Source organism: Methanosarcina sp. DH2 (assembly GCF_020804225.1).
Taxonomy (GTDB): Archaea; Halobacteriota; Methanosarcinia; order Methanosarcinales; family Methanosarcinaceae; genus Methanosarcina.
The window spans coordinates 440,343-464,255 of record NZ_WJBI01000002.1 but is presented as its reverse complement, the minus strand read 5'-3'; the positions used below and the strand labels follow the sequence as shown (position 1 = coordinate 464,255).

The following is a 23,913-nucleotide window of genomic DNA, read 5'->3' as shown; positions in this document are numbered from 1 at the left end:
TTTCACAAAAAAATCAGGACCCGAAAAACTAGGAAATCTAGTAAGAATTTAGCGGGAATCTAGCGGGAAATCTAGCGGGAAATCCAGCAGGAAATCCCTCCATTTTCCAGCCCGAAATTCATTTTATTAAAACTAATTTCGCATGAAAATGCTTTCATGCATTTTCATATTTTGTGCCTGTTATTCGAAGATTTCATGTTCGTTTATGAATGAATTCGGAACCTAGCAATGAATCATCTCTTTAATGAACTCATTTTTGAATTTATTTATTAATTTATTCCTTTTCATCTCTTGCCTGGAGCCGATATCTCTTCAAGCTCTCCATAAGGGTTTCAAGTTCCTGTTTCAGGGACCTTATCCGGTTCTCAAAAGAATCGAGATTCGATTTCGCCCTGGTCTGAGCAGGTGCGGGATAGTAGTATCCGGAGTACTCACCCTGGGTAGCAAACCCTCCACCTCTTCCGAAACCGGGGGTTCTCCTGCGCCGGAAACCCACACCTGCTCCGCGGCCTGCACCCCGGCCCATACCGCGCCCGGCTCCAAGGCCAGCGCCCCGACCTGCACATGCAGTAACTCCGGTCATATGACCCGGGCTGTAACTGCCCGAGCAGTAACCCATAGTCCGTTCTGTCTTTGGTCCCTGGCCCATCGGGCCTGTTCTGTCTCCATGTGAAATTGTTTCCAACTCCTTTCATTGTATCTTTTAATTTACCATGAATTTTTTTGTTAAGTCGTAATGATCAGGTAAAAATCTTTAAACAACCCTGATAAGACAAATTGAAATGGAGTATCAAAGGAGCACTGGTTATGCCTTCCTCCCACTCTCTTTTCGAGCCACTCTTTAACTCATTTCCTGACCATAAGGATTCCACATTTCTCGCACTTTACCTGGCTGCAGGTGACTCCCGGAGTATGAGGAGTTTCATGCCCGCAGGCAGGACATACGCAGTTTCCTTCAGGTCCGCCGGACCGTCCGCCCCGGCCTCTGCCCTGTCCGCGGCTTCTTCCGCCGCCAACCGGATCCTGGCCTGCAGGACCTTTTCCGTCTCCTCTTGGCATCCTGTAATCCCCTCCTTCAATCCTTATTGCTTTTCCATAGACAAGCGCTTCGGTTAATTTTTCAAGTGCTTTTTTCAGAGCCCTCTGAAAGGTGGACTGGTGGACCTCCATACGGACTGCAGCCTCGCCCTGGGAAAGGTTTTCCAGAAAGCTGAGCCTCATGGCCTCGAGTTCATCAATTGTCAGCAGGACCTCTTCGGGAATTTCATCTTCAGGACTGAAAGGCCTGAACTGCCTTGCCGAATGTTCGAAATTCACCATCCTTCTTTTTCTAGGGCGCATAATTATGCATAATAATGCAAAATATATATAGTTTCGCACTAATGCAGGCTCTGGCCCTAAAGTAGCCTTTATAGGGAAAGAAAGGAGACGTGTCAGTCAAGTTTTAAGAGATGGGGTCGGAAAAGCACAGCGAAATGTCAAACAAGCCGGAACTCGATATCGTGAAAAATGGCTTCGAATGGCTCTCTGCCCAGAAAATTGAGTCGGTAAAGGAACTTGCAAGTACAGTATAGGCTCACGCTTTCTGGGGGCTTCCGAACCCTATATTGCTCGGGATTATCCAGCTCTTTTTCGGGTAGCTGTCAAAAATTGCTGGCCCTACACTTATGTTCTGTAAGCCGGGGGTATGAACACTATTATTGGAAATTATCCGTGTTGGCGGTCACTTCCTGACCATTGAAGCCCCGCACTTTTCACATTTCACCTCAATGCAGGGTACTCCCGACTTATGAGGCACCTCGTATCCGCATTCAGGGCATATGCATGTCCCTTCCGGACCGCCAGTTCCTCCCCTGCTCCTGCACTGCCCTCTTCCTTTCCGGCTTTTGCCCACACCCGGGCCACTTCCATCTCCTCCTGGCATCCTGTAATCTCCTCCTTCAATTTTCACTGATTTTCCATACACAAAGGCTTCGGTTACTTTTTCAAGTGCCCGTTTAAGCGTCCTCTGAAAAGTAGATTGGTGAACATCCATACAGACTGCAGCCTCAATCTGGGATAAATTTTCCAGAAAACTGAGCCTCATGGCTTCAAGTTCGTCAACTGTAAGGACTATTTCCTCAAATGAACCCTCTTCGAAATTTTCAGGCTTGAAATGCCTTAAATGATGTTCAAAATTCACCATTTTTCTTTTCCTTGGGCGCACCATTATGCATCATTATGCAAAAACGTATACATATAAGTAACTATGGCCATCTCTCCCGAACAGGTAGATCAGGGACAGGATAAAAAACTCGTGAGGTCAGGTATTAATACATGAAGCCTGAAAAGCACCGTTAAATGTTAAGCATCTTGGAATTGGATATCGTGAAAAAAGGCTTCGAATGGCTCTCTGCCCAGCAAATTCAGTCCGTAAAGGAACTTGCAAGTACAGTATCGGCTCATGCTTTATGGGGACTCCCGAACCCCTATATTACCCGCCTAATCCGTAAAAAAGAAGGTGACTGCTGGAACTCCTCAGTAAGAGACACGGCAAGAGCCTGTTCAGCCCTTTCGGCTGAAGGAATTATATTCAGGGCACCGGAAAAGTGGCTGCTTTCCATGAAAAAAGAAGGCTCATGGAACGAAGATGTCTATGATACTGCCTATAGTCTTGCGGCTCTCGCTGATATGGAGGTTGCCGATATAGAGGGATGTAACTGGCTATACGAAAACTACGGTCCTGCCTGGCAGCAGGTTGGTACTACTTCCCTCATTATCTCGGCCCTCAAAAAACAGGAAAATCTGACAGAAAGCAGGAATTTTGAGGTTTTTATCCGGGAAAGGGCTGAATGGATTCTTTCAAAAAAAGGACAGGACGGAAGCTGGGAATATATTTCCACAAGCAATCTGGCAATTCAGGCTCTTCTCCTTGCAGGTTTCAAAAAGGAAATTGGGAACTCAATCGATTGGCTCCTTGGAAAAGCCCGGAAAAGTGGAGCCTGGGGAAACAAAGAAGAAGACATAAACGCAACTTCCCTGTCTCTGAGCACACTCGGGATGTATGAACGGTCCTGAACAGGCAAACTTGATTTATTTCTTTATCCATTTTTCTTTTTATCCTGAGACTTTTATCCTTCTCTTTCATCCGGTTTTTATATTGGCTTTTTCTCTTTTCAGTCTTTTATCAGGATCTACTTACAGAAAGCTGTTTCCCAAAAAATATAAATTAAAACCCAGATTTAGGCAGTTTTTCACCAATAAACATATATATTAAAGAATATTATTTTATCTTATCAATTAAGATTGCTATAGAGAAAAAAACAACAAATCAAATTTTTATTCTATTTTGTCGAGGAGGAAACCTGATCATGTAGATCGAATGGACTCTAAATCCGTTCAGCCGGGTTAGATTCCCGGGGTTTCCGCCACGTTTCTGAATCCCGGAATGGCACTTGCATAACATTCCACTGAGATTTTTTATAGAATCAGGAAACACTTTCCAGAGTCTATAAACTATTCTATTGCCTGGGATCATCTCAATCTCTTTTCCGGGTAGCTGTCAGCAATTGCTGGCTCCACGCTTATGTTCTGTAAGCCGGGGTTCTGAATACTGTTCTTGGAAATTATCCGGGTTTTAGTTCACCGAGGGGTAACACTATGGATAAAAAACCACTAGACACTCTGATATCTGCAACCGGACTCTGGATGTCCAGGACCGGAATAATTCACAAAATCAAGCACCATGAAGTCTCAAGAAGGAAGATATATATCGAAATGGCATGCGGAGACAGGCTTGTTGTAAATAATTCCAGGAGCAGCAGGACCGCAAGGGCGCTCAGGCACCACAAATACAGGAAGACTTGTAAGCACTGCAGGGTTTCGGATGATGAAATTAATAACTTCCTCACAAAGACAAGCGAAGATCAGACCAGCGTGAAAGTCAAGGTAGTTTCTGCTCCTAGAGTCAGGAAGGCCATGCCAAAATCCGTTGCAAGAGCCCCAAAATCGCTTGAAAACATGGCAACGGCACAGGCTCTGCCTTCGGAACCTCAACCTGCACCTGCAGCAATAGACAGATCTGTATCTACATCAGCACAGGTTTCTGAATCATCAAATGTTTCCGAGTCAGCGCAGGCTTTCGCATCAACAACAGGCTCTGCTCCGGCAACCTCCGCATCAGCAAAGGGAATGACAGACTCAACTGTATCTTCAACTGCTCCCGTTCCTGCGAGTATTCCTGTGAGTATCCCTGCGCTTACAAAGAGCCAGATCGACAGACTTGAAGGCCTGTTAAGCCCGACGGATGAGATTACCCTGGACTCCGGAACACCTTTCAGGGAACTTGAGTCCGAATTGCTCTCCCGGAGAAGAAAAGACCTGCGGCAGATATATGCCGAAGAAAGGGAAAATTACCTGGGGAAACTTGAACGCAAGATTACAAAGTTCTTTGTGGAAAGGGGTTTTCTGGAAATCAAGTCCCCGATTCTAATTCCTCTTGAATATATCGAAAAGATGGGCATTGACAACGATAAGGAACTTTCAAAGCAGATCTTCAGGGTTGATAAAAACTTCTGCTTAAGGCCCATGCTTGCCCCAAATCTTTACAATTACCTGCGAAAGCTTGATAGATCCCTACCTGACCCGATAAAAATCTTCGAGATTGGGCCCTGTTACCGGAAAGAATCTGATGGCAAAGAGCACCTGGAAGAGTTTACCATGCTGAACTTCTGCCAGATGGGATCAGGCTGCACGCGGGAAAACCTTGAAGCCATTATTAAAGATTTTCTGGACTACCTTGGGATCGACTTCGAGATTGTAGGGGACTCCTGCATGGTCTACGGGGATACTCTTGATGTCATGCACAGTGACCTGGAACTTTCCTCAGCAGTTGTTGGGCCCGTACCCATGGACCGGGACTGGGGAATTAATAAGCCCTGGATAGGCGCAGGTTTCGGGCTAGAACGCCTGCTGAAGGTTATGCACGATTTCAAGAACATTAAGCGTGCTTCAAGATCCGAATCATACTACAACGGGATTTCCACTAATCTCTGAATCGGGAATTCCCTTAAGATATACAGTGAACTGCCTGGAGTGTACCGGGCAGAGATATCAGATGACAATAATGGAAGAATATCAATAAACGGCAACAGACAGCAATAAAAACTTAAAATGGCAGAAGACCGGCAACACGACTTGAAATGGCAAAGCAGGGCTTGAAAATGGCAAACTGGTCCTGAAGGGTCTGGACTGGAAAAATATGGAAAAAATATGAGAGAAAAGCTGTAAAAAAGCTGTAAAAAGTTAGAAAGGAAAAAGCTGCAAGCATGAGAGGGTGAAATTTTGATCCAAAAAATGGCAACCGAAGAACTTGACAGGTTCGGAGAGAAAATCATTGAAGGCCTTGAATTGTCTGATGATGACCTGAGGGCTCTTCTTTCCCTTGAATCCGAAGAAGAGCTCGAAAAGCTATACCATCTAGCTCGAAAGGTCAGAGACCATTATTTCGGCAACAGGGTGTTTCTTAACTGCTTTATCTATTTCTCCACTTACTGTAAAAACCAGTGTGCTTTTTGTTACTATAACTGTAAAAATGAAATCAACCGCTACCGCCTGACCGGGGAAGAGATCAAAGAGATGTGTAAAGCCTTAAAAGGAGCAGGCTTTCACATGATTGACCTGACAATGGGAGAAGACCCGTATTATTATGAAGAGCCGGACCGCTTTGTTGATCTTGTCCGTACAGTAAAGGAAGAACTCGGGCTTCCAATTATGATTTCTCCGGGAGTGATGGACAACAGCACTCTTCTCAAAGCAAAGAAGAAAGGGGCAAACTTTTTCGCCCTCTACCAGGAAACCTATGATCCTGAGCTTTACAAAAATCTCAGAGTCGGACAGTCCTTCGAAGAACGGTTTAATGCTCGCCTCTTTGCAAAGGAACATGGATACTGTGTAGAAGACGGAATTCTTACCGGCGTCGGGAACGATATAGAATCGACTGTTATTTCTATCAGGGGAATGAAATCAAATAACCCTGATATGGTCAGGGTTATGACCTTCCTGCCTCAAGAAGGGACCCCACTTGAGGGTTTCAGGGAAAATTCAAAACTTTCGGAACTGAAGATTATTTCAATTCTCAGGCTTATGTTCCCGAAATGCCTGATCCCGGCTTCCCTTGACCTGGAAGGTATCGATGGCATGGTATACCGCTTAAATGCCGGAGCAAACATTGTTACCTCTATCCTGCCCCCCGATTCCCGATTAGAGGGAGTTGCCAATTACGACCGCGGCATGGAAGAGCGGGACAGAGATATTGCAAGCGTTATCAAAAAGCTGAAGGTCATGGGAATGGAACCCGCACCACAGGCTGAGTTTGAGAAAATCCTGGGGTGCTAGCCTGAAAACAATATGCCTTATAGGCGGGAAACTCCAGGGCTTCGAAGCTGCGTATCTCTCTAAGAAAGCCGGAATGAAAGTAGTTGCGATAGACAAAAATCCACAGGCACTTATCAGAAACTATGTTGACGAGTTCCACTGTTTTGATGTAATAAAAGAGCCGGAAAAACTTCTGGAGATCTCAAAAAAGGTTGATGCCGTACTCCCGGTAAATGAAAATCTTGAGTGCATTGAATTTCTGAGTGCCATAAAGGAAAAATTTTCCTGCCCCGTGCTCTTCGATTTTGAAGCTTATTGGATCAGCAGAGATAAGAAGAAATCAAAAGAATACTTTGCGACCATAAGAATCCCCACCCCGCAGGATAAACCATCTGAGCCACCTTATTTTGTAAAACCCTCCTGTGAAAGCAGCAGTGTGGGAACCAGGATAATTTATGACGAAAAGGAACTTGGGGGTCTTGAGCCTGGCATGCTTATCGAAGAATATGTGGAAGGGGAAGTGGTTTCCCTTGAAGTGATAGGAGACGGAAGCCATTTTGCTGTGGTAAAGGAAACTCTTGTACACATTGACGAAACCTATGACTGCCATATGGTAACCCCTCTCCCTCTCGACTTCTCCTTCAGGGAGATATCCTATTCCCTTGCAGCAAACCTTTCCTTAAAAGGAATTATGGATGTGGAAGCAATCTCCGGTCCCATGGGGTTGAAAGTAATAGAAATCGATGCCCGTTTCCCGAGCCAGACCCCAACTGTAGTCTATCATTCTTCAGGGGTTAACCTCATAGAGCTTTTGTTCTGTGCCTTCGGAGAGGGTATTGAAGAGATCAAAACCCTTCCTGAAGACAGATGCTGCATTTATGAACACCTCATGCTTGCGGAAAACGGAGCTCTTATCCCTGTGGGAGAACAGGTGCTTTCCATGGGGAGTGATTACGGTAAGTATTATGAGGAGCTCGGCATTGAGATTTTCCTGTGTAAAGGAGAGGACCCTGTATTTACTCTGGTTTTCTGGGGCAAGGATAGGGAAGAAGCCGAGTCTAAAAAGAGTAAAGGGCTTTCAATCCTGAAAGAACGTTTCGGAGCTACTTTGTAAAGCAGTAAGAATTTTTTAGAATAAAAATGTGTTCAAAAACAGAAAAGGAAGATAAAAATGGCACTTTTAACCCCAGAAGACCTTGAAAATATTAACAGACAGCTTCAGGAAGCCGATTCTGCTGTGCGGAGAGTTACAGGCCTTGATATAAAAGGAGTCTGTAAAGACTTCTACGGCACAACCCCATGCTGTGAAAAGATAGGCATCGTACCTGTGACCTCGGGAAACGGGATCATAGGGAACTTTTCGGCTTCTTTGCACGCAATTACCGAGTATTTCGGGTTTGATAGCTTCGTTACGGATATGCCTGACGTAAGTGGTTATTACGAAGCAGTAAGGAATGGAGCGCAAATTATCCTTATGGCAGATGACAATACCTTCCTTGCACACAACCTCAAAAACGGAAAAATAGCCAACAATCAGCCCTGTACAGGTATAATATATGCTGAAATAGCCTCCAGGCACCTGAAAGCCGATTCAAAGGACGTGCTTGCCGTGGGACTGGGAAAAGTAGGATTCCCGGGAGCGGCACATTTTGTACACAAGGGTTTCAGGGTTTACGGATACGATGCAGACAGAGATCTTCTCGAAAAAAGCGTTTCCAGCCTTGGAATTATTCCTTTCGACCCCGACAATCCCAAAAAATTCTCCATTATTTTCGAGGCGACACCCTGTGAGGACACAATTCCCGAAGCGGTACTTTCCGAAAACTGTGTGATCTCTACCCCTGGGATTCCCTGCGCAATTTCCAGGGAGCTTCAAAAGAAGTATGGAGTTGAACTTGTAATGGAACCTCTCGGGATAGGGACTGCATCCATGCTGTATTCTGTCCTGTAAAAAAGTAAAGAAAAAGTGAGGAGACCTTTCCTCACGAATCTTATTCTGCTTTGATTTGAGTTCCCGAATTACGTATTGCCTGAATTGCGTCTCGCCCGAATTGCGCCTCGGGAGTACGCGTCCTTTTCGCTACGCTCAAGAGGACTAAGAGCCTATCCGAAAAGTGGTTACCTGCTATAACTTTTACAATATGCAATATGCAAAACCGGAACGGATACTCTGACATTATAGACCTATTGTGACTTTTCAACATGCATTACTGACTTTTCGGATAGGCTCTAAATTATAGCGCAGAATTGCGCATTGATCTGGTGGGCTGAGTGAAGAGCAAGTAAAAAAATAGTGGGAGAATAAATCCCACGAGCCTTATTTTTCCTTTATTTTGAGTTTTGTAATGTCGATGGCATTTTCGGGGCAAACACTGACACAGCGCCGGCAGCTCGTGCCAAGGCATTTCTGGCTGTCGTATTTTGCGATCCTTATGCCGTCGGTTTCGACGATTTCAAGGGCGTCTTCAGGGCATTCATTTACGCAGGTCTGGCAGTATACACACTTCTCTACAGGAACTTCGAGGATTATACCTATTTCTTTGAGGATGGCAAGCCCGCCGACTCCTACCTGTTCGATATCCTTACTGACCCGTTTTTCTATGTCGACATGTTCAAGTATTTTGGGGAGTTTTGGTAGACCGTAGAGTTCAAGCATCTGGTCATACATTTCGAGGGGCATGCCCATGGTCCAGTAGGAGAGTTCACATAAGTAGAAATTATTGAAAGTATCGCTTGTTGCCATCATGAGGTGGTCGGCGGTAATTCTTTTTGCAACCTCGATAACATCATCCAGCCTCGACCTGTTCAGCACAAGTTCCCGTGCAAGGGCAAGAGAAGTGTTTCCAAACTGGACTATTTTTTTTGCATAACCAGGAGCGGCTCCGAGCCTGCGGGCAGCTTCAGCGTCTACATAGGCTCCGGAAGCTCCTGACATATAGGCATACTCAAGGTCTTCGTATTTAATCCCGGATTCTACTATAAGGGTCATGTGAGCAGCCCGAATCGCTCCGATGGCTTTTCCGGCTTCTTCGACATCTTTTTCATTAATTTCAATTCCAGTGCCCAGAATCAGTTTTCCATTGGGGAGTTTTGGAGGCTTTTCAATGAGCCCGCTTTTCAGAGCAAGTGCAAAAACCGAGATAACTCCTGTCCCTGTGATACCTGCAGCTTCGTACCCATAGGATTCTTTCATTTCGCCTGTTACAGGGTTGATGAGATAGGCATCCTGTTTTTCCATTTCCTTATCGAGCACTATAATTTTCCAGTATTCGCCTTCAGGTTTTACATCACAGATTGCCCCCGGGCTTGCAAGCATCCCTGAACTTATGCCCTGCCCTTCAATTGCAGGACCTGCGGCAGCGCTTGCCGTTATAATCCTATCTCCTACTTTGAGAGCCATTTCTGCATTTGTCCCGTAATCGGTCACGAGTGCAGGTTCTGTCTGAATAAGAAAATCAGTCTCGAGCATCATTGCAAGGGCGTCAGCCCCTATCTCGTGTTTGATTGCGGGAGGCACGATTACTTCACAGTTCGGAAGATCTTTATCCCCGAAAAGTTCTGAAGCTGGGAATACACGGGCATCTCTTTTTACGTTCTGGACTCCGAGCATTTTCTGCTTGTTTTCTCCGGCATATGCCAGGTCTCTTATCTCGATATTCTGGAAAAGAGAAAGCTGGATAGGATTTCCGCAGACAGCAAGTCTTTCTACTTTCGAAAGATCCGCATCGAATTTCAGGAACATCCTCCTGATAGTTTCGATAATTACTCCGTGAGCCACGTCCTCACCTGTAGTGATTGCGAAATCCAGGTGGTCCATGACGTTCCCTCCTGGAAGGGGGTGACCCATGGTTATAACTGTCTTCAAGGTCTCGTTTGTTTCAAGGTCAATAAGCTGGGCTCTAAAACCGCTGGTACCCAGATCAAGTGCTATTCCGTACATTTTTTAGATCCTCCGGGAGTATCATTGTCGAGGCGTCCCGGCACCATGGACTGCCCCGGAAAAGAATGGGATATGAAGAGTAGATTCTTCTAATTCGATGCAGGGAAGAGAATAATAATTTATAACTTATACAATATATAGACTATTCCTCCCGAGTTGCTCATTCCAAGTTTCGCTGCCCGAGTTTCGCTGCCCGAGTTTCGCATCGGGAGCACGAGGTCCGTTTCACTCGCTTCGCTCGCTCAAGCAGACTAACTTATAAAATTAAAGCTTTTACTTTCCAAATTGCGCCTCGTCCGATTGCGTCTCGGGAGTACGCTGTCCTTTTCGCTGCGCTCAGGAAGACTAACTAAAAAGATATTGTAGCTTTTCCTTATTTTTCAGGTTTTCTGTGGTTCATCTCTCGGTCTGAGATTGGGGAAGAAATTTTGAACCGGACTATACTCTAGAGAAGTTAACCTTAATTAAATCCCCGAGCCTCTATATACATTAAAGTTTCCCCAGGGCATGAGGAATAAAACAAATTTACTTGTTTTGAGAGGAGATTCAGCCGTTTCCACCAGATTAATTGATAGTTTTTTATAATAAAATCTTTAATTAAGAAATAATAATACATATTTATTTATAGTATGGATTTTTGAAATTAGGGCTGTCTATAGAACTTAGAGAGGGATTATAGATGACAGAATATACACCAAAAGAACGATTATACCGTGCACTGAGAAAACAGCCAGTAGACAGAATGCCTGCTGTATGTTTCACACAGACCGCAACTATTGAACAGATGGAAGCCTCCGGAGCCTACTGGCCTGACGCCCATGCAGACGCAGAAAAAATGGCAACACTTGCAGAAGCAGGACACACAGTAATTGGCTTTGAAGCAGTTAGAGTTCCCTTCGACATCACAGCCGAAGCAGAACTTTTTGGCTGCGGAATAAAGGCTGGCGACCTGAAGCAGCAGCCTTCTGTGATAAAACACAGCGTAAAGAACCTGGAAGACCTGGACAAGATTAAGGAATACAGCTTGAATGAAGGCAGAGTGGGCTTAATCCTTGAAGCTATCAAGATCCTTTCCGACAAATATGGAAAAGAACTCCCTGTTATAGGGTCTATGATCGGTCCCTTCTCTCTTGCCCAGCATATCAACGGAGATGCCTGGTTTGGAAACCTTTTCACAGGTGAGGAAATTGTCCCTGCACTTCTGGATTTCTGCTCGGATTTCAACGTAGCATATGCAAAAGCAATGGTTGAAAACGGGGCAGATACGATAGCCATTATTGACCCGACAGCAAGCTACGAGCTAATTGGTGGAGAATTCTACGAGAAGTATGCTCTACCCTACCAGAAAAAGATCATTGATGCTATGAAGGAACTCGATGTCGGCACGATCCTCCACATCTGTGGAAACACAACCAACGGTCTTGCAATTATGGACAAGACCGGCGTAAACGGCATCAGTGTAGACCAGAGAGTGGATATCAAGACCGCAACAGGTAATGTGGAAAACGCAATCATTATCGGAAATGTTGATCCGGTAGCTGTACTCTGGAATGGGACCCCCGAGGATGTTGCAGAAGCCTCAAAGAAAGTACTTGACGCTGGTGTAGGACTGCTTTCACCCGGATGCGGAATTGTGAGCATGACACCTAGTGCCAATCTCCAGAAAATGGTTGACTGTGCTAAAAACTATAAATATTAAACAAGGTACGGACGAAATTACCGGACTAAAAAATAACAGAATAATAATAAGAAATTAAAATGCCGGCACCCAAGCCGGTTTCTTTTTTATCGTTTTCTTTACATCTCACCGCAGCCCAGCTTGAGAGAGGGCTTCTGATTATATCGATTCTGCTAGCCTCTGGTTTTTCAGAAGAACCGGTTTGTTCTGCAGGAGCAGCAGCATATCTAATATTTAAAGATTTCTATTAGAAGAGAAAATTTAGTAAACACATTTCGAAGCCGGAGATTCCATATATTAAGCTCAAGTCAAAAAACTTCCGATAGATTATATTTATACTTTTTGTTCAACTGCCTTGAGCTGAGACAATCAGGAGAAAAAAAGTGAGAAATAACCTGAATTTCAAAAGGCATAGCCTGAAAAAAATCTCACTTAAAATTTTCTATTATAATATATAATAAAGAAATATAGTGTTCGTTTATATACTAGAATTTCCATCTTTATTTTAGGAATTCGTATCTGAATGTTCAGGACAATTCCAGGCAGTTCCAGCAGGCATACTGTTGGGAAATTTGGGATATGAGTGCTAATTCGACTGGGAAATAAACAAATTTGCAGTCTCCAGCAAACTTCCCAGGTAGCAATCAGGAGAAAAGAAATTATTCACAAAGAACCTGAAAAATCGGGTAAGAAATGGCAAATGATAGTGAATAATTTCCGTAATAGGCAATCAGGATAATACTGCGAAGGCATTCCCTACGCCTAATGGCTGAATATAAGGCGCAGGGCTTGTAATATAGTGAGAACCCCATGCAAACGCTTTTTTTACCTAGCGGAGCTTGGGCATACTTGAGCAATAACCCTTTGCAAAATCCATTGTCTATCGGAACTCCGTAAGCATTGTACTGCCCAACTAATACTGGCAGAACAGCCAGTTTCAACGGAAATGGAGGTTTAAAAAAAATGGCAAACCAAGAGATTTTTGAAAAGTTAACAAACGCGATCGTGACTCAAAACGTCGCAGGTTGCGCACAGTTAGCCCAGGAAGCCCTGGATGCAGGAATTCCCCCTATTGACATCATCACAAAGGGACTTTCCCCCGGGATGAAGATTATCGGTGACAAGTTCGAAGCTGCCGAGGTTTTTCTGCCTCAGATCATGATGTCTGCAAAAACCATGGAAGCTGCAATGAAGGTCCTTACTCCCGAACTTGAGAGAACCAAAGTGGCAGGAGACGAAGGAACCGGGCTTGCAATCACCTTTGTTGCAGAAGGAGATATCCATGACATCGGACACCGTCTTGTCTCAACCATGCTCGGAGCAAACGGATTTGAGATCCTTGATCTCGGAACTGACGTCCTCAACGAGACCGTTGTAGATGAAGCTGCAAAACGCAAAGGGCAAAAGATCATCCTTGTTGGCTCAGCCCTTATGACAACCTCCATGCTYGGCCAGAAAGACCTYATGGACAGGCTCAGGGAAGAAAACCTCAGGGACAGCGTAAARTGCATGTTCGGAGGAGCCCCGGTATCCAAGAAGTGGATCGATGAGATCGGTGCGGATGCAACCGCAGAAAACGCTGCAGAAGCCGCAAAAGTTGCACTTGATGTAATGAAATAAYCCTGGGAGGCAAAAGTATATGACGTTTAGAAAATCATTTGACTGCTATGACTTCTACGACAGGGCAAAAGTAGGAGAAAAGTGCACCCAGGACGACTGGGACCTTATGAGGATCCCAATGAAGGCAATGGAGCTCAAGCAGAAGTACGGGCTTGACTTCAAAGGAGAGTTTGTCCCTACAGACAAGGACATGATGGAAAAGCTCTTCCAGGCAGGATTTGAGATGCTGCTTGAGAKCCGGTATCTACTGTACTGACACTCACAGGATCGTAAAGTACACCGAAGACGAAATCTGGGACGCAATTAACAATGTCCAGAAAGAGTTTACCCTCGGTACCGGCAGGGACGCAGTAAATGTAAAGAAGAGAAGTGTCGGCGACAAGAAAAAACCCATTGTCCAGGGCGGCCCTACAGGTTCTCCTATTTCAGAARACGTCTTCATGCCTGTCCACATGAGCTATGCCCTTGAAAAGGAAGTAGACACAATAGTAGACGGTGTRATGACTTCAGTCCGCGGGAAACCACCAATTCCAAAAAGCCCTTACGAAGTCCTTGCAGCAAAGACAGAAACCCGTCTTATAAAGCAGGCATGCGCAATGGCAGGTCGCCCTGGAATGGGCATATAGGGCCCGGAGACTTCCCTGTCCGCTCAGGGAAATATAGCWTCTGACTGCGTTGGCGGCCAGATAAGCTCGGACAGCCACGAAGTCTCTCAGCTCAAYGAGCTCAAGATCGACCTSGATGCAATTGCAGTAATTGCMCACTACAAAGGGAACAGCAATATCATCATGGATGAGCAGATGCCYATCTTCGGAGGATACGCAGGCGGCATTGAGGAAACCACAATTGTTGACATTGCAACCCACATCAACGCTTTTATCATGAGCAGCGCAAGCTGGCACCTGGACGGGCCGGTCCATATCCGCTGGGGGTCCACCAACACAAGGGAAACCCTTACAATTGCAGGCTGGGCATGTGCAACCATTTCCGAGTTTACAGACATGCTCTCAGGAAACCAGTACTACCCATGTGCAGGACCATGTACTGAGATGTGTCTCCTCGAGGCTTCAGCCCAGTCCATTACTGACACCGCATCAGGAAGAGAAATTCTCTCAGGTGTTGCAGCAGCAAAGGGTGTAGTAACAGACAAGACCACAGGTATGGAAGCCAGAATGATGGGAGAAGTAGCAAGGGCAACCGCAGGTATGGAAATCTCAGAGGTCAACAGGATACTCAGTGCTCTTGTGCCACTTTATGAGAAGAACTATGCAAGCGCACCAGCTGGAAAGACTTTCCAGGAATGCTACGATGTAAAGACAATAACCCCAACTGACGAATACATGCAGGTMTATGACGGAGCAAGAAAGAAGCTCGAAGACCTGGGACTTGTATTCTAAGCCGAAAGCACCAGGCCTGAAATTATACTGAACGAACTAAAGCCAGCGAGCTCTTGCTGGCTAATTTTTTTTTGAAAAATTTCAGGCGAAACAATTATAAATATAAATTACGAGTTATGCGGAAAAATTCTTCATGAATAGGTGAACGGATACAAAAATTCGTTATATAAAAAAGAAGGGGATAAAAAAATGGATATCTGGACTGTTATAAACGGACTGATATATCTTCTGGCTTTCGGGCTGATGGCTTGGGTTTTACTTGACGCCAGCAGAGTTTCAAAAAAAAGGGGCTGATATGGCATGTCTGAACACAATGAAGCTGCCAGCCTGGTAAAAACTCTGCGGCCCTTCCATGTATGGGCTCTCGGCGTAGGAATTGTGCTGGTCGGAGAGTACATGGGCTGGAACTTCACTGTCGCAAAAGGAGGGGTACTGGGTTCTCTGCTTGCCATGCTGGTTGCAGGGACAATGTATGTTATAATCTCCCTCTGTGCCAGTGAACTCGGGTCAGCAACCAAACTTGCAGGAGGACCCTATGACTGGGCAAGGTTATTTGTCGGGCCCGGAGCGGCTGCCAGTGTCGGACTTGCGGTCTATATGGAATACATCGCCCTTGAGGCGGCGGATGCCATTGTAGTCGCATTCATCGCACAAAGCATCTTCCCGGAGCTGCAAGTTTTTCCTGTGACTTTGCTTGTTATTGCACTTCTGACCTTCATAAATTACCGTGGCGTTGTTGCGGCTCTAACCCTGAACTTTGTCCTGACCATGATCGCTTTCATTGCAATAGTGGCCTTCTTCTTCACAACTGCTTTTGGCGGCGTGGATATTCACCCTGAATACCTTTTCCAGGGAGCCCTGCCAAACGGCATGATAGGCCTCTTTGCAGCCCTGCAATTCGGACCATGGTTCTATTTAGGGATTGAAGGGGCGGCAATGTGCGCCGAAGAGTGCAAACATCCGTCAAGGGCAGTGCCTCTTGGGCAGCAGGCCGGGATGATCACCCTGCTCATAGGAGCGGCAATGACCCTCTACCTATGTGCAGTGCTGATCCCGACGGACCTGCTCGGAGTTTCCGTGTATCCGCTTTTTGAGGCTGCACAGAACAGTGGCATATTTATCTTTATTGCTCTGCTAGGGCTTGGGACCTTTCTGACCTGTGTTGCCAGTGCAAACGGTTGCGTCTGTGACTCCTCACGTTCCTGGTTTGCCCTCTCCAGAGACAATTACGTGTCTTCCTGGTTCTCAGCAGTGCACCCAAGGTACAATACCCCATACCGGGCAGTGATTTTCACAATGCCTGTTGCAATTGGTTTTGCATTCAGCGGTTTCCTTGACCAGGTGATTACCTTCTCAATTATTTCGGGGCTGCTCTGTTACGTGCTGATTCCTTTCTCCTTGATTCGTTTCAGGAACCTCTTTCCGCAGTCCACAAGTCGGGTCAGGCCTTTTGTGGGCCCTCTTCAGCCGTATATTGCTTACTTTGCAATTGCAATCGCAATTACGATTCTTTCAACGCTGTTCTGGGGCTACAAGTATAACCTGATCTTCGCCTTTGTGTTCTATGGCATTGCGTACTTCTATTTCAGCCACAGGCACAAGAGTTCAAACATCGAAAACAACTGGGCTGAAATGGGCTGGCCCTTACCCGAAGGCTCGGAAAATCAAAGAATCGGAAAGGAGGCGATGAGCATTGGAGACGAATAACCAGGCACTGGAAAGCAAATATCATAGCAAACTTAACGGAGATACGCTTCTCGTTGTAGGCATGCTTGCTTTGCTTGTAGGTGTGGAAGGATTCATAATATACAGGATCCTCTCCGAAACATGGGAAATTGCTTCCGATTTCTTCTACCTTTACGTAATCTTTCTCGGACTGATCTTTTTAATCGAGACTATAGGATGCCTGAGGGTAAGAGACTCCATCAAAAACCACATGTTCGAGTTCAAATACTACGATTGAGGAGGCAGAAGACGTGGCAGAGAAGAACATCTTGATAGAAGTCTTTGATATTGTATTTATTTTCATCCTTGCCTTCGCCTGTGTGGTTATTCCCACAGTGCTCCAGGGAGCTGTGCTCGTTTCCTGGGGAGAAGGAGGGGCAGGAATAGGCTTTGTCTGGGACCCTGTAGGTTTCTTCAGTTTCTTGCTTGTCATAATTGCTTTCTTTGTAGTGATCCTGTATCACTCGGTAAAGCACTACAAGTACTGAGAGGCTGAAAGAAACTGAAAAAAACGAAAATATTGAAAAAAACTACAAAAAAAGTTTAACCGGATGTCTGCCTGAGGAGGAAGTCAGGCAGACCATATTTTTTAAAGTTCTTAGAGCACAGTAGAATATTTTTCGTTTTTGAAATGAAGTTGTAGATCAATTCTACCGCATGAGCATGGTCTCCCTGAAAAGAGGGATTATTCAGGGAGCAATGGAGGGATTTTTTTGTGGATTTGTTCAGAAGACCCGAATCCGACTTCTGCTCGAGGGAGTACAGGCTCCGAACTCTCTATAGAGGGTACAGGCACACCACCAGGGATGTATCCTGAAATCTCAGGTCTGTACCTTGCTTAGAAAGTATAATTAAGCCCCTTAACTCCTGAGAAGCATGAGCTTCTGGTCTACTTACAATAAAAGATAAAAACTAATTGTATATATAATTTGCTGCTCCAATTTCAAGTAAAGAGATATAGTATATATAATTTGGTATTTAATGAAAGAATCTAATAGAACTATTTATATAATAGGTATATTAGGAAGTGTAGTAAACCGAAACATATAAAAGGAGAATACTCACGTATAAAAATAAATTGGGAGGATGAGAAGTAAGTTCCCATCCAAAAAATCAGAGATTTTGACTAAAAAATAGATCAGGAAAAAGTAGAAATTAGTTTTTCGAGCTGAATTCTCTCACTGGCAGCGTCTGTAAGCCTTGAATCGGTTTCTGAGATTTTAACAATAAGGCGTGCAATATCAGCGTCGGTTTCTCCTGAATCTATAAGAGCTTCTGTAAGCCCTTCAAGAATATCAGTTCCAGAAAGTCCTTTCTCAATAATCATTTCATCTATAAGCTGCCGCCCTCTGGAGAAATCTCCTGCAAGAGCGGCCTCAAGCAGTAGATCCACAGTTTCGTCCCTGCCCTTCATGGTAGCTTCATATACAATTTCTTCCGTTATTTCAGCACCCTCTGCCCTCAGGGCCGCAAGCTGGAGAGTCTGGACAGCTCTTGCAACGTTTCCCTTAGCAAGATAAAGAATTGCATCAAGTGCGCCGCCGGAAAGTTTCAGCTTTTCAGAAAGGGCGATTCTCTCAAGGTGAATTTTCAGGAGAGAATCCGGGACATAGGTAAAAAATACCTGAAGGCCCCTTGATCGAAGGGGAGAAATGAGTTTTGAAGGTCTTGTAGTGGAAAGAATAAATCTGCAGGTTGCACTGTACTTTTCCATGATCCGCCTGAGCGCATGCTGCGCATCTGAGCTCAGGGACTCTGCGTTATCGATATAGATGACCTTGTAATCGGCATCAAGGGGAGCCATTCCGGCGTATTCGTTAATAATTTCCTTGAAAATGTCGATCACGCTTTTGTAGATTTTTTTAGGATCATCAGTGCCCAGAATGCGGACAAAACGTTTGTCCCGTACAAGATAGCGTTTTCCCTGGTCGAAAAAGTCAGAGGCATTAAAGTATGCAAAGTTGTTTTTCCAGGTCTCTCCGTAGAGCTGCCTGGCAAGGGCAAGAGAAGCCGTTGTTTTTCCTGAATTTTCAGGGCCGTAAAAAATTAGATGGGGCAGGGTCCTGGACTGAACCAGTTCGGAAAGCGTGTTCACGGCATGTTCGTTTCCAAGCATCCCTTTAAGAGTATCTGCCCTGTATTTTAGAGTCCAGAGATCCTGCATTAATTCCACCTTGTTTTTTAGTTTTTGATACTCAGTTGTTTTCAGGATTTTTATCTTTTTCCGGCACTTACTCAGTCAGACCTTCGCTTTCAGAGGTACCGTTTCCATCTTTCTCAAGCAGTTCCTTGATAACCACGCCGTAAACAGGTCTTGCAAGGACCACACCAATAAAAACACCAATGATGGTGGTGATGGCAAATCCTTTCAGGGTTCCGAAACCCATGACCACCAGTGGAGACATGGCAATAATCGTTGTGGCAGCTGCCCCGAAGATGATTGCGAAGGCTTTCCCTATCCTGGAAAGGAAGACCTTTGTTGGCGGAAGCTTTCCTTCGTAAAGCACCTCATCCGTGATGATTACAAGGTGGTCAATGCCTGTCCCTATTGCGGCAATTATACCTGCAATTGCTGCAAGGTCAAGCTGCCAGCCGATAGCTGCTGCAACTCCAAGGATCATAATAACTTCACTGATGGAAGTCCCGACCATTGGAACCAGAATTTCGGGTCTCCTGTACCTGTAGAACACAACTGCAGCAACCGCTAATAGGGAGATAAAACCTGCAACCACAGCTTCGGTTTTGAACTGTTCTCCAAGGGTTGCATCAACATGCCCTGAACCTACAAGCACCACATTTACAGGTAGAGCCCCTGCCCTGAGATGAATCTGGAGTGTTTCGGCTTCGATCTTGGCTGCCTCGTCGGAGCCCGTGGAAGCCTCCCATGAATAGATGGGAGTTTCTTTTAGTCTGGAAGCTGCAGAGTAACTGAGGGGAGCTCCATAGATCTTGTTTTCATCCAGATACATATTCAGGTAGTGAGCGTCTGGATTGTCTGTAGCCCCAGTCTCGATTGCAACTTTCTGGAGAGTCCGTGCTCCTTCTTCATTCAGGGTAAAAGGAGTGTGCCACTGGTTATCGTGGTAAGTAGGGATCCCCACACTTACAATGGATTCTCCGTAAAGGACATGCTGGGTCTCATTTCCTGTAGTCTGTATGCGGATCTCAAATTTCCCGGGCTTTTCAGCAATATCCTTTGCCGTTGCAAGGTCGATTCCTGCAAAATCAATGAGAATATAATCTTCTCCGACAGTCCTGACGGGGATATCTTTCAAGCCAAGTGAGTTAAGTTTGTCATTCAGAATGTCTCTGGTCAGGTCCCTTGTGTCGGTGCTGACTCCTTCTTGATAAGTCGATGTCCCGTCTTCATTTCTGAGGATTGTACCTCCGACCTTTTCCATAAGGGCTTCAAGCTCTTCTTCTGAGGCTTCAGTCCTTATTTCATAGACAATACCATCTTCAGTACTGATAGGAAGCACTTCTGCATCAAAGGCCTGTGAGAGGTAAGCCTGGATAAGGGATTCTTTACTGGTAGTTAGAGTTACCTGGGTCGTGTTCTGGTTCAGCCTATCAACGCTTACAGTGCCAAGCTCCATAAGCTCAAGTTGGGTTGCGCTAACCGGAACAGACGTTGTGAACGTGATGGATTTTTCGGATGAACTCACTCCACTGGCTTCCAGGTTGTTACTTGTGATCTGGATAGGAGCGCCGATGACAGGTTCTACCATTTGACTTACTATCATTCCAGGGTCTGCATCTACCTGGACGAGAGCTCCCTGTAGTTTGATCTGAAGCCAGGAGCCACCTTCAAGGTCAAGCCCGTAATTCAGGTTAGTGGTGGCCCCTTCTCCTGAAGTATAACCCGGCTGGATAAGCACGATCGAGGCGAGCAGAGCAAGTATGAAGATGATAACTCTTACATTTTTAAAGAGGCTTTTTTTATCGCTCATCTGTTATACCTCCCTCTGAATTCGGGTTTCATCACATGCCACCGCAGGATCCCGGTGTTGAGAAGCCATGTGTTCATAATATCTGCAAGAAGTCCCACGATCAACACGCTTGAAATCTGCGAAAGCAGGGCAATCCCTGTAAATGATGGAATTATCAGGTAAGGGAAAGTCGAAACCAGGTACATAACCACAAGGGCTGCAAGGGTTGTTGTGGTCATGGTAATCCCGGTCTGCATCGCCCTTGAAACCTTTTCTTCCAACGTACCCCTGCGCTTGAGTACCCTGTTTGTTAGCAAAATGTCACTGTCTACGGAATAACCGATGAGCATAAGCAGGGCTGCAATCGTTCCAAGAGAAAGTTCGATCCCTGCAACCCGCATAAAAGCAGAGGCAATTATGATGTCCGAAAGGGCGGAGAACACCACTGCAAAAGAGGGCACAACGCTCCGGAAGATCAGGAAAACCACAATTGACATTCCTATAAAGGATATAAAAAGAGCTTGGAGAGCCTGAACCTGCAGTTCCCGGCCGTAAACGGGCCCTATTTGTTTGATTTCTACGCTAGAATAGCGGCTCATTACATCTTCTTCAAGCTGGCGCTGTTCTTCATTATCCATAATCCCGAACTGCATGATGACCCTGCTTCCGGTCTGCCGAGCATCAGAGATAGGGTAAGAAGAGTACATTTCTTCAAGTGTAGCTGGAGAGTTAGTTGTCTCTACTGAAATCTGGGTACCACCCTGGAACTCCATTCCCAGGGTTACCGGCGACCCACTGCTTGCAAAGGAAACCAGCAGTACAGCTAAAGAAAGTGCAAGTACTGCAAGAGGGATTGCCAGCAACTGGCGATTATCGTGATTTTTCACGAAATTATCTAAAAATTCGGTCAAACCTGTTGCCATAATTAAATACTCCGGATGAATGCATCTATTTTTTTGAACTTATCCGAGCTTATTTTTGTCCGGATTTACAATCCAGAAACATTCAGCTTCACAACACGGAAGTGTCCATATTTACAGCCAGAACCATCCAGACTTTATAGTCCGGAACATGCCTGGTAACCTGAGATATAAGTCCTTGTTGAACTCTGGTTCCGGGGGAAATTTTTCACATTCCTTATGGTGTAAATAAGTTAATCAATCTCAGTTCTATATTCTATAGATTATATTAATTATTCCTCGAAAAACAATTCTTTCTCTATATAGCGTTAATTCATTTCATTTAAAATTTATTGTTAGAAGTGATACAAGTTCTAACGTTATAACTATATATACCAGTTACTGTTCATTAAAAATAATGACCGAAAGACCTTCCCTTGACGAATATTTCCTTGAAATTGCCTTCGTGGTATGCAAACGGGCAACCTGCCTCCGGAACAATGTAGGGGCAGTAATTGTCCGGGATAAACGAATTCTTTCAACCGGATACAACGGAGCTCCAAGTGGCATGGAGCACTGCCTTGAGACAGGATGTATCCGGGACCTTGAAAAGATTCCTTCAGGCACACGGCAGGAGAAGTGCCGGGCAGTACATGCGGAGCAGAATGCCATTATCCAGGCCGCAATCCATGGGGTTAGCATCTCCGGAGCAACCATTTACTGTACGCACCAGCCATGCATCCTGTGTGCAAAGATGATCATAAACTCAAACATCAGAAGAGTAGTATACTCAACACCTTATCCTGACACGGATTCCCTGGATTTCTTCAGAAGCGCAGGTGTGGAAGTAGAATATGTGCCTTTTGAGCTGAAATATTGAATACCTGGAGAAGCCATATTAATTTATCGAACAGGAATAAGGACAGGGACAATAGGTGGAATAATGTCTGAAGAATTAAAAGCCAGGACACTAAAAGTGGAAGATTTGATTGAATACCAGGAAGGAGCTGTTGTAAGCAGAGAAATTATCCGTAAAGGTACCGGAACAGTTACTATATTTGCCTTCGACAAGGGAGAAGGACTGAGCGAGCATACAGCCCCCTTCGATGCCATGGTACAGGTAATAGACGGGAAGGCGGAAATCACTATTTCCGGGAATAAACATATTCTGGAGAAAGGAGACATGATTATAATGCCTGCCAATGAATCCCATGCGCTCCATGCCATAGAAAGGTTCAAAATGATTCTAACTATGATCCGCTCTTAATACTGTCATTTCTAAATTAGTTCTCAATTTAAGTTTGTCTCACTTTAAGTTTGGGGAAGTTATTTTTTAGGAAGGAGCTAAGCTATCCCCATATTTGCAAGATCTTTTAAATAGATGTTTCAGATAACCTCAGGCTTCTGTTTTTAAACAAGTAGCTGAGCTCTGGAGTTCGTATTTTTTAATTCAATTTTTTTTCCGCAGGCATCGAAGCCCTTTTTTGATAACATCCAAATTTTCAGGGCGATATGTATCTTTTACAGACGCATCCCCTTCGAAGTAATAATCAAGCCCGCGAATTACTACAACAGGGATCCCGCCTGCCCCTTCTCCCATCAAAAGGTTGGCAGCGCCTGCAAGCTCATCAGCAACTGCTTCCTCTGTAATCTCCAGGATTTTGCCGAAAAGGTCTTTTTCCCCTATCCAGCGTTTTATTGGTTTTATTTTGTAGATCCCTATAGCAACTCCAGTCTGCCCGATCTTGAAGGCTCTTCCGTTTGTGTCCGTAATAATGACGCTTAACTGTTTCCCGCTGAGCCTTTCAAGTTCTTCTCCGAGTTGTGAGGCACTGGCATCCGGTTCTTCAGGAGAGTAAAGCAAAAACCCGTGTTCAATATTAGACTCGTCAACGCCTGCGTTTACACATGTATGCCCTGAAATTGTGGTCACAAGCATGAAAGGGGTTTCAACAAAAACCTCCCTGCTCCTGGCAAGGACAGCCTGAGTAAAACGTGCATCTTTCCCTGTTCGGGCTGCGATCTCAAGAGCCTGTTCTCCCGGGATGATATCTTCTAGCCTGAAGATTTCACCTTCAGCTTTTGCAACAATAGTTGAGGCAATAATAACAATGTCTCTGTCCTGAAGTTCAATCCTCTCACAGATAATGGAGGAAAGGTTGTCCCCTTTCTGTATCATGGGGATCTTTTCTACGGCAATTGCTTCAAATTTCAAGAGGCTTCCTCAAAAATTTTAAAGTTTATAAGATACAGGATAATAAAAATTTGTAATAATCCCTCTTTTCCGGGGTTCGGTTAGAATAATGAGATTGATTTGAGATTGATTTGAGATTGATTTGAGATTGATTTTGACCACAGTTGACTTCGTTGA

Annotated in this window: 22 protein-coding genes and 1 pseudogene; 15 read left to right on the top strand and 8 right to left on the bottom strand. The window is 44.9% G+C overall.

What is annotated here, in order from left to right:
* Window positions 1-274: 274 nt before the first annotated feature.
* Together FXV91_RS05940 and FXV91_RS05935 are read right to left on the bottom strand one after the other, a co-directional pair.
* The gene (locus FXV91_RS05940) at window positions 275-685 is read right to left on the bottom strand and encodes a DUF5320 domain-containing protein (RefSeq protein ID WP_229389395.1); all 411 of its coding nucleotides are present in this window, start codon (window positions 683-685) and stop codon (window positions 275-277) included.
* Between the two features lie 161 nt (window positions 686-846).
* Window positions 847-1,341 (bottom strand): DUF134 domain-containing protein, encoded by a 495-nt coding sequence (locus FXV91_RS05935; protein ID WP_229389393.1) that lies wholly within the window; start codon window positions 1,339-1,341, stop codon window positions 847-849.
* Between the two features lie 110 nt (window positions 1,342-1,451).
* Between FXV91_RS05935 and FXV91_RS19710 the strand changes: the two genes are divergently transcribed.
* Window positions 1,452-1,574 (top strand): hypothetical protein, encoded by a 123-nt coding sequence (locus FXV91_RS19710; RefSeq protein WP_255679941.1) that lies wholly within the window; start codon window positions 1,452-1,454, stop codon window positions 1,572-1,574.
* A 149-nt stretch (window positions 1,575-1,723) separates the two neighbouring features.
* Here the strand turns inward: FXV91_RS19710 and FXV91_RS05930 are convergent, their stop codons facing one another.
* Window positions 1,724-2,185, bottom strand: a complete 462-nt coding sequence (locus FXV91_RS05930; protein ID WP_229389391.1) for a DUF134 domain-containing protein — start codon at window positions 2,183-2,185, stop codon at window positions 1,724-1,726.
* A gap of 155 nt (window positions 2,186-2,340) precedes the next feature.
* On the opposite strand from FXV91_RS05930, the gene FXV91_RS05925 reads away from it, so the two are divergent.
* The 5 genes from FXV91_RS05925 to pylD all read left to right on the top strand — a co-directional run bounded on the left by FXV91_RS05925 (window position 2,341) and on the right by pylD (window position 8,305).
* Window positions 2,341-3,057 (top strand): hypothetical protein, encoded by a 717-nt coding sequence (locus tag FXV91_RS05925; protein ID WP_229389389.1) that lies wholly within the window; start codon window positions 2,341-2,343, stop codon window positions 3,055-3,057.
* 582 nt (window positions 3,058-3,639) lie between these two features.
* Window positions 3,640-5,034, top strand: coding sequence for a pyrrolysine--tRNA(Pyl) ligase (gene pylS, locus FXV91_RS05920; protein WP_229389387.1), 1,395 nt, complete (start codon window positions 3,640-3,642; stop codon window positions 5,032-5,034).
* A 288-nt stretch (window positions 5,035-5,322) separates the two neighbouring features.
* A complete protein-coding gene (gene pylB / locus FXV91_RS05915; RefSeq protein WP_229389385.1) occupies window positions 5,323-6,375 on the top strand; it encodes a methylornithine synthase PylB in 1,053 nt (350 codons plus the stop codon).
* Complete coding sequence (gene pylC, locus FXV91_RS05910; RefSeq protein ID WP_229389383.1) at window positions 6,353-7,468, top strand: 3-methylornithine--L-lysine ligase PylC; 1,116 nt, start codon at window positions 6,353-6,355, stop codon at window positions 7,466-7,468. The genes pylB and pylC overlap by 23 nt, the downstream gene beginning before the upstream one ends.
* Before the next feature lie 57 nt (window positions 7,469-7,525).
* A complete protein-coding gene (gene pylD / locus FXV91_RS05905) occupies window positions 7,526-8,305 on the top strand; it encodes a 3-methylornithyl-N6-L-lysine dehydrogenase PylD (protein ID WP_229389381.1) in 780 nt (259 codons plus the stop codon).
* A gap of 366 nt (window positions 8,306-8,671) precedes the next feature.
* Here the strand turns inward: pylD and FXV91_RS05900 are convergent, their stop codons facing one another.
* Window positions 8,672-10,294 carry a methylamine methyltransferase corrinoid protein reductive activase gene (locus FXV91_RS05900; RefSeq protein WP_229389378.1) on the bottom strand — a complete coding sequence of 541 codons (1,623 nt, stop codon included), beginning with the start codon at window positions 10,292-10,294 and terminating at the stop codon, window positions 8,672-8,674.
* A gap of 679 nt (window positions 10,295-10,973) precedes the next feature.
* On the opposite strand from FXV91_RS05900, the gene mtbA reads away from it, so the two are divergent.
* The 7 genes and pseudogenes from mtbA to FXV91_RS19705 all read left to right on the top strand — a co-directional run bounded on the left by mtbA (window position 10,974) and on the right by FXV91_RS19705 (window position 17,556).
* Window positions 10,974-11,993 carry a methylcobamide:CoM methyltransferase MtbA gene (mtbA, locus tag FXV91_RS05895; protein WP_229389375.1) on the top strand — a complete coding sequence of 340 codons (1,020 nt, stop codon included), beginning with the start codon at window positions 10,974-10,976 and terminating at the stop codon, window positions 11,991-11,993.
* A gap of 942 nt (window positions 11,994-12,935) precedes the next feature.
* Window positions 12,936-13,592, top strand: coding sequence for a methyltransferase cognate corrinoid protein (locus tag FXV91_RS05890; RefSeq protein ID WP_229389373.1), 657 nt, complete (start codon window positions 12,936-12,938; stop codon window positions 13,590-13,592).
* Window positions 13,593-13,611: 19 nt separating this feature from the next.
* Window positions 13,612-14,989, top strand: a pseudogene (locus FXV91_RS05885) (monomethylamine:corrinoid methyltransferase).
* A 300-nt stretch (window positions 14,990-15,289) separates the two neighbouring features.
* Window positions 15,290-16,696 (top strand): amino acid permease, encoded by a 1,407-nt coding sequence (locus tag FXV91_RS05880; protein WP_229389370.1) that lies wholly within the window; start codon window positions 15,290-15,292, stop codon window positions 16,694-16,696.
* Window positions 16,683-16,952, top strand: a complete 270-nt coding sequence (locus FXV91_RS05875; protein ID WP_229389367.1) for a monomethylamine permease — start codon at window positions 16,683-16,685, stop codon at window positions 16,950-16,952. Before FXV91_RS05880 ends, FXV91_RS05875 begins: the two co-directional genes overlap by 14 nt.
* A 13-nt stretch (window positions 16,953-16,965) precedes the next feature.
* A complete protein-coding gene (locus FXV91_RS05870) occupies window positions 16,966-17,202 on the top strand; it encodes an AcrB/AcrD/AcrF family protein (RefSeq protein WP_229389365.1) in 237 nt (78 codons plus the stop codon).
* Window positions 17,203-17,427: 225 nt separating this feature from the next.
* Window positions 17,428-17,556 (top strand): hypothetical protein, encoded by a 129-nt coding sequence (locus FXV91_RS19705; RefSeq protein WP_255679940.1) that lies wholly within the window; start codon window positions 17,428-17,430, stop codon window positions 17,554-17,556.
* 296 nt (window positions 17,557-17,852) lie between these two features.
* Here FXV91_RS19705 and FXV91_RS05865 read toward each other — a convergent pair whose 3' ends face one another.
* The 3 genes from FXV91_RS05865 to FXV91_RS05855 form a co-directional block, all read right to left on the bottom strand.
* Window positions 17,853-18,878: an AAA family ATPase gene (locus FXV91_RS05865; RefSeq protein WP_229389362.1), complete on the bottom strand. Its 1,026-nt coding sequence runs from the start codon at window positions 18,876-18,878 to the stop codon at window positions 17,853-17,855.
* 67 nt (window positions 18,879-18,945) lie between these two features.
* On the bottom strand, window positions 18,946-20,664 hold the full coding sequence (locus FXV91_RS05860; protein ID WP_229389358.1) for a preprotein translocase subunit SecD: 1,719 nt from the start codon (window positions 20,662-20,664) through the stop codon (window positions 18,946-18,948).
* Complete coding sequence (locus tag FXV91_RS05855) at window positions 20,661-21,566, bottom strand: protein translocase subunit SecF (RefSeq protein WP_229389356.1); 906 nt, start codon at window positions 21,564-21,566, stop codon at window positions 20,661-20,663. The genes FXV91_RS05860 and FXV91_RS05855 overlap by 4 nt, the downstream gene beginning before the upstream one ends.
* Window positions 21,567-21,960: 394 nt before the next feature.
* Here FXV91_RS05855 and FXV91_RS05850 point away from each other — a divergent pair, with 394 nt between their 5' ends.
* Window positions 21,961-22,422, top strand: a complete 462-nt coding sequence (locus FXV91_RS05850) for a cytidine/deoxycytidylate deaminase family protein (RefSeq protein ID WP_229389354.1) — start codon at window positions 21,961-21,963, stop codon at window positions 22,420-22,422.
* 63 nt (window positions 22,423-22,485) lie between these two features.
* Window positions 22,486-22,809 (top strand): cupin domain-containing protein, encoded by a 324-nt coding sequence (locus FXV91_RS05845; RefSeq protein ID WP_229389352.1) that lies wholly within the window; start codon window positions 22,486-22,488, stop codon window positions 22,807-22,809.
* Window positions 22,810-22,992: 183 nt separating this feature from the next.
* Here the strand turns inward: FXV91_RS05845 and FXV91_RS05840 are convergent, their stop codons facing one another.
* Complete coding sequence (locus FXV91_RS05840) at window positions 22,993-23,757, bottom strand: coenzyme F420-0:L-glutamate ligase (protein ID WP_229389350.1); 765 nt, start codon at window positions 23,755-23,757, stop codon at window positions 22,993-22,995.
* Window positions 23,758-23,913 lie beyond the last annotated feature (156 nt).

What these genes read in the sequence shown, in the direction of transcription:
- FXV91_RS05880 (WP_229389370.1), top strand. Translation starts at nt 15,290, where the DNA reads ATGTCTGAACACAATGAAGCTGCCAGCCTGGTAAAAACTCTGCGGCCC.
- FXV91_RS05925 (WP_229389389.1), top strand. Translation starts at nt 2,341, where the DNA reads ATGTTAAGCATCTTGGAATTGGATATCGTGAAAAAAGGCTTCGAATGG.
- pylD (WP_229389381.1), top strand. Translation starts at nt 7,526, where the DNA reads ATGGCACTTTTAACCCCAGAAGACCTTGAAAATATTAACAGACAGCTT.
- FXV91_RS05930 (WP_229389391.1), bottom strand. Translation starts at nt 2,185, where the DNA reads ATGGTGAATTTTGAACATCATTTAAGGCATTTCAAGCCTGAAAATTTC.
- pylS (WP_229389387.1), top strand. Translation starts at nt 3,640, where the DNA reads ATGGATAAAAAACCACTAGACACTCTGATATCTGCAACCGGACTCTGG.
- FXV91_RS05860 (WP_229389358.1), bottom strand. Translation starts at nt 20,664, where the DNA reads ATGAGCGATAAAAAAAGCCTCTTTAAAAATGTAAGAGTTATCATCTTC.
- FXV91_RS05850 (WP_229389354.1), top strand. Translation starts at nt 21,961, where the DNA reads ATGACCGAAAGACCTTCCCTTGACGAATATTTCCTTGAAATTGCCTTC.
- FXV91_RS05865 (WP_229389362.1), bottom strand. Translation starts at nt 18,878, where the DNA reads ATGCAGGATCTCTGGACTCTAAAATACAGGGCAGATACTCTTAAAGGG.
- mtbA (WP_229389375.1), top strand. Translation starts at nt 10,974, where the DNA reads ATGACAGAATATACACCAAAAGAACGATTATACCGTGCACTGAGAAAA.
- FXV91_RS05845 (WP_229389352.1), top strand. Translation starts at nt 22,486, where the DNA reads ATGTCTGAAGAATTAAAAGCCAGGACACTAAAAGTGGAAGATTTGATT.
- FXV91_RS05900 (WP_229389378.1), bottom strand. Translation starts at nt 10,294, where the DNA reads ATGTACGGAATAGCACTTGATCTGGGTACCAGCGGTTTTAGAGCCCAG.
- FXV91_RS05855 (WP_229389356.1), bottom strand. Translation starts at nt 21,566, where the DNA reads ATGGCAACAGGTTTGACCGAATTTTTAGATAATTTCGTGAAAAATCAC.
- FXV91_RS05935 (WP_229389393.1), bottom strand. Translation starts at nt 1,341, where the DNA reads ATGCGCCCTAGAAAAAGAAGGATGGTGAATTTCGAACATTCGGCAAGG.
- FXV91_RS19710 (WP_255679941.1), top strand. Translation starts at nt 1,452, where the DNA reads ATGGGGTCGGAAAAGCACAGCGAAATGTCAAACAAGCCGGAACTCGAT.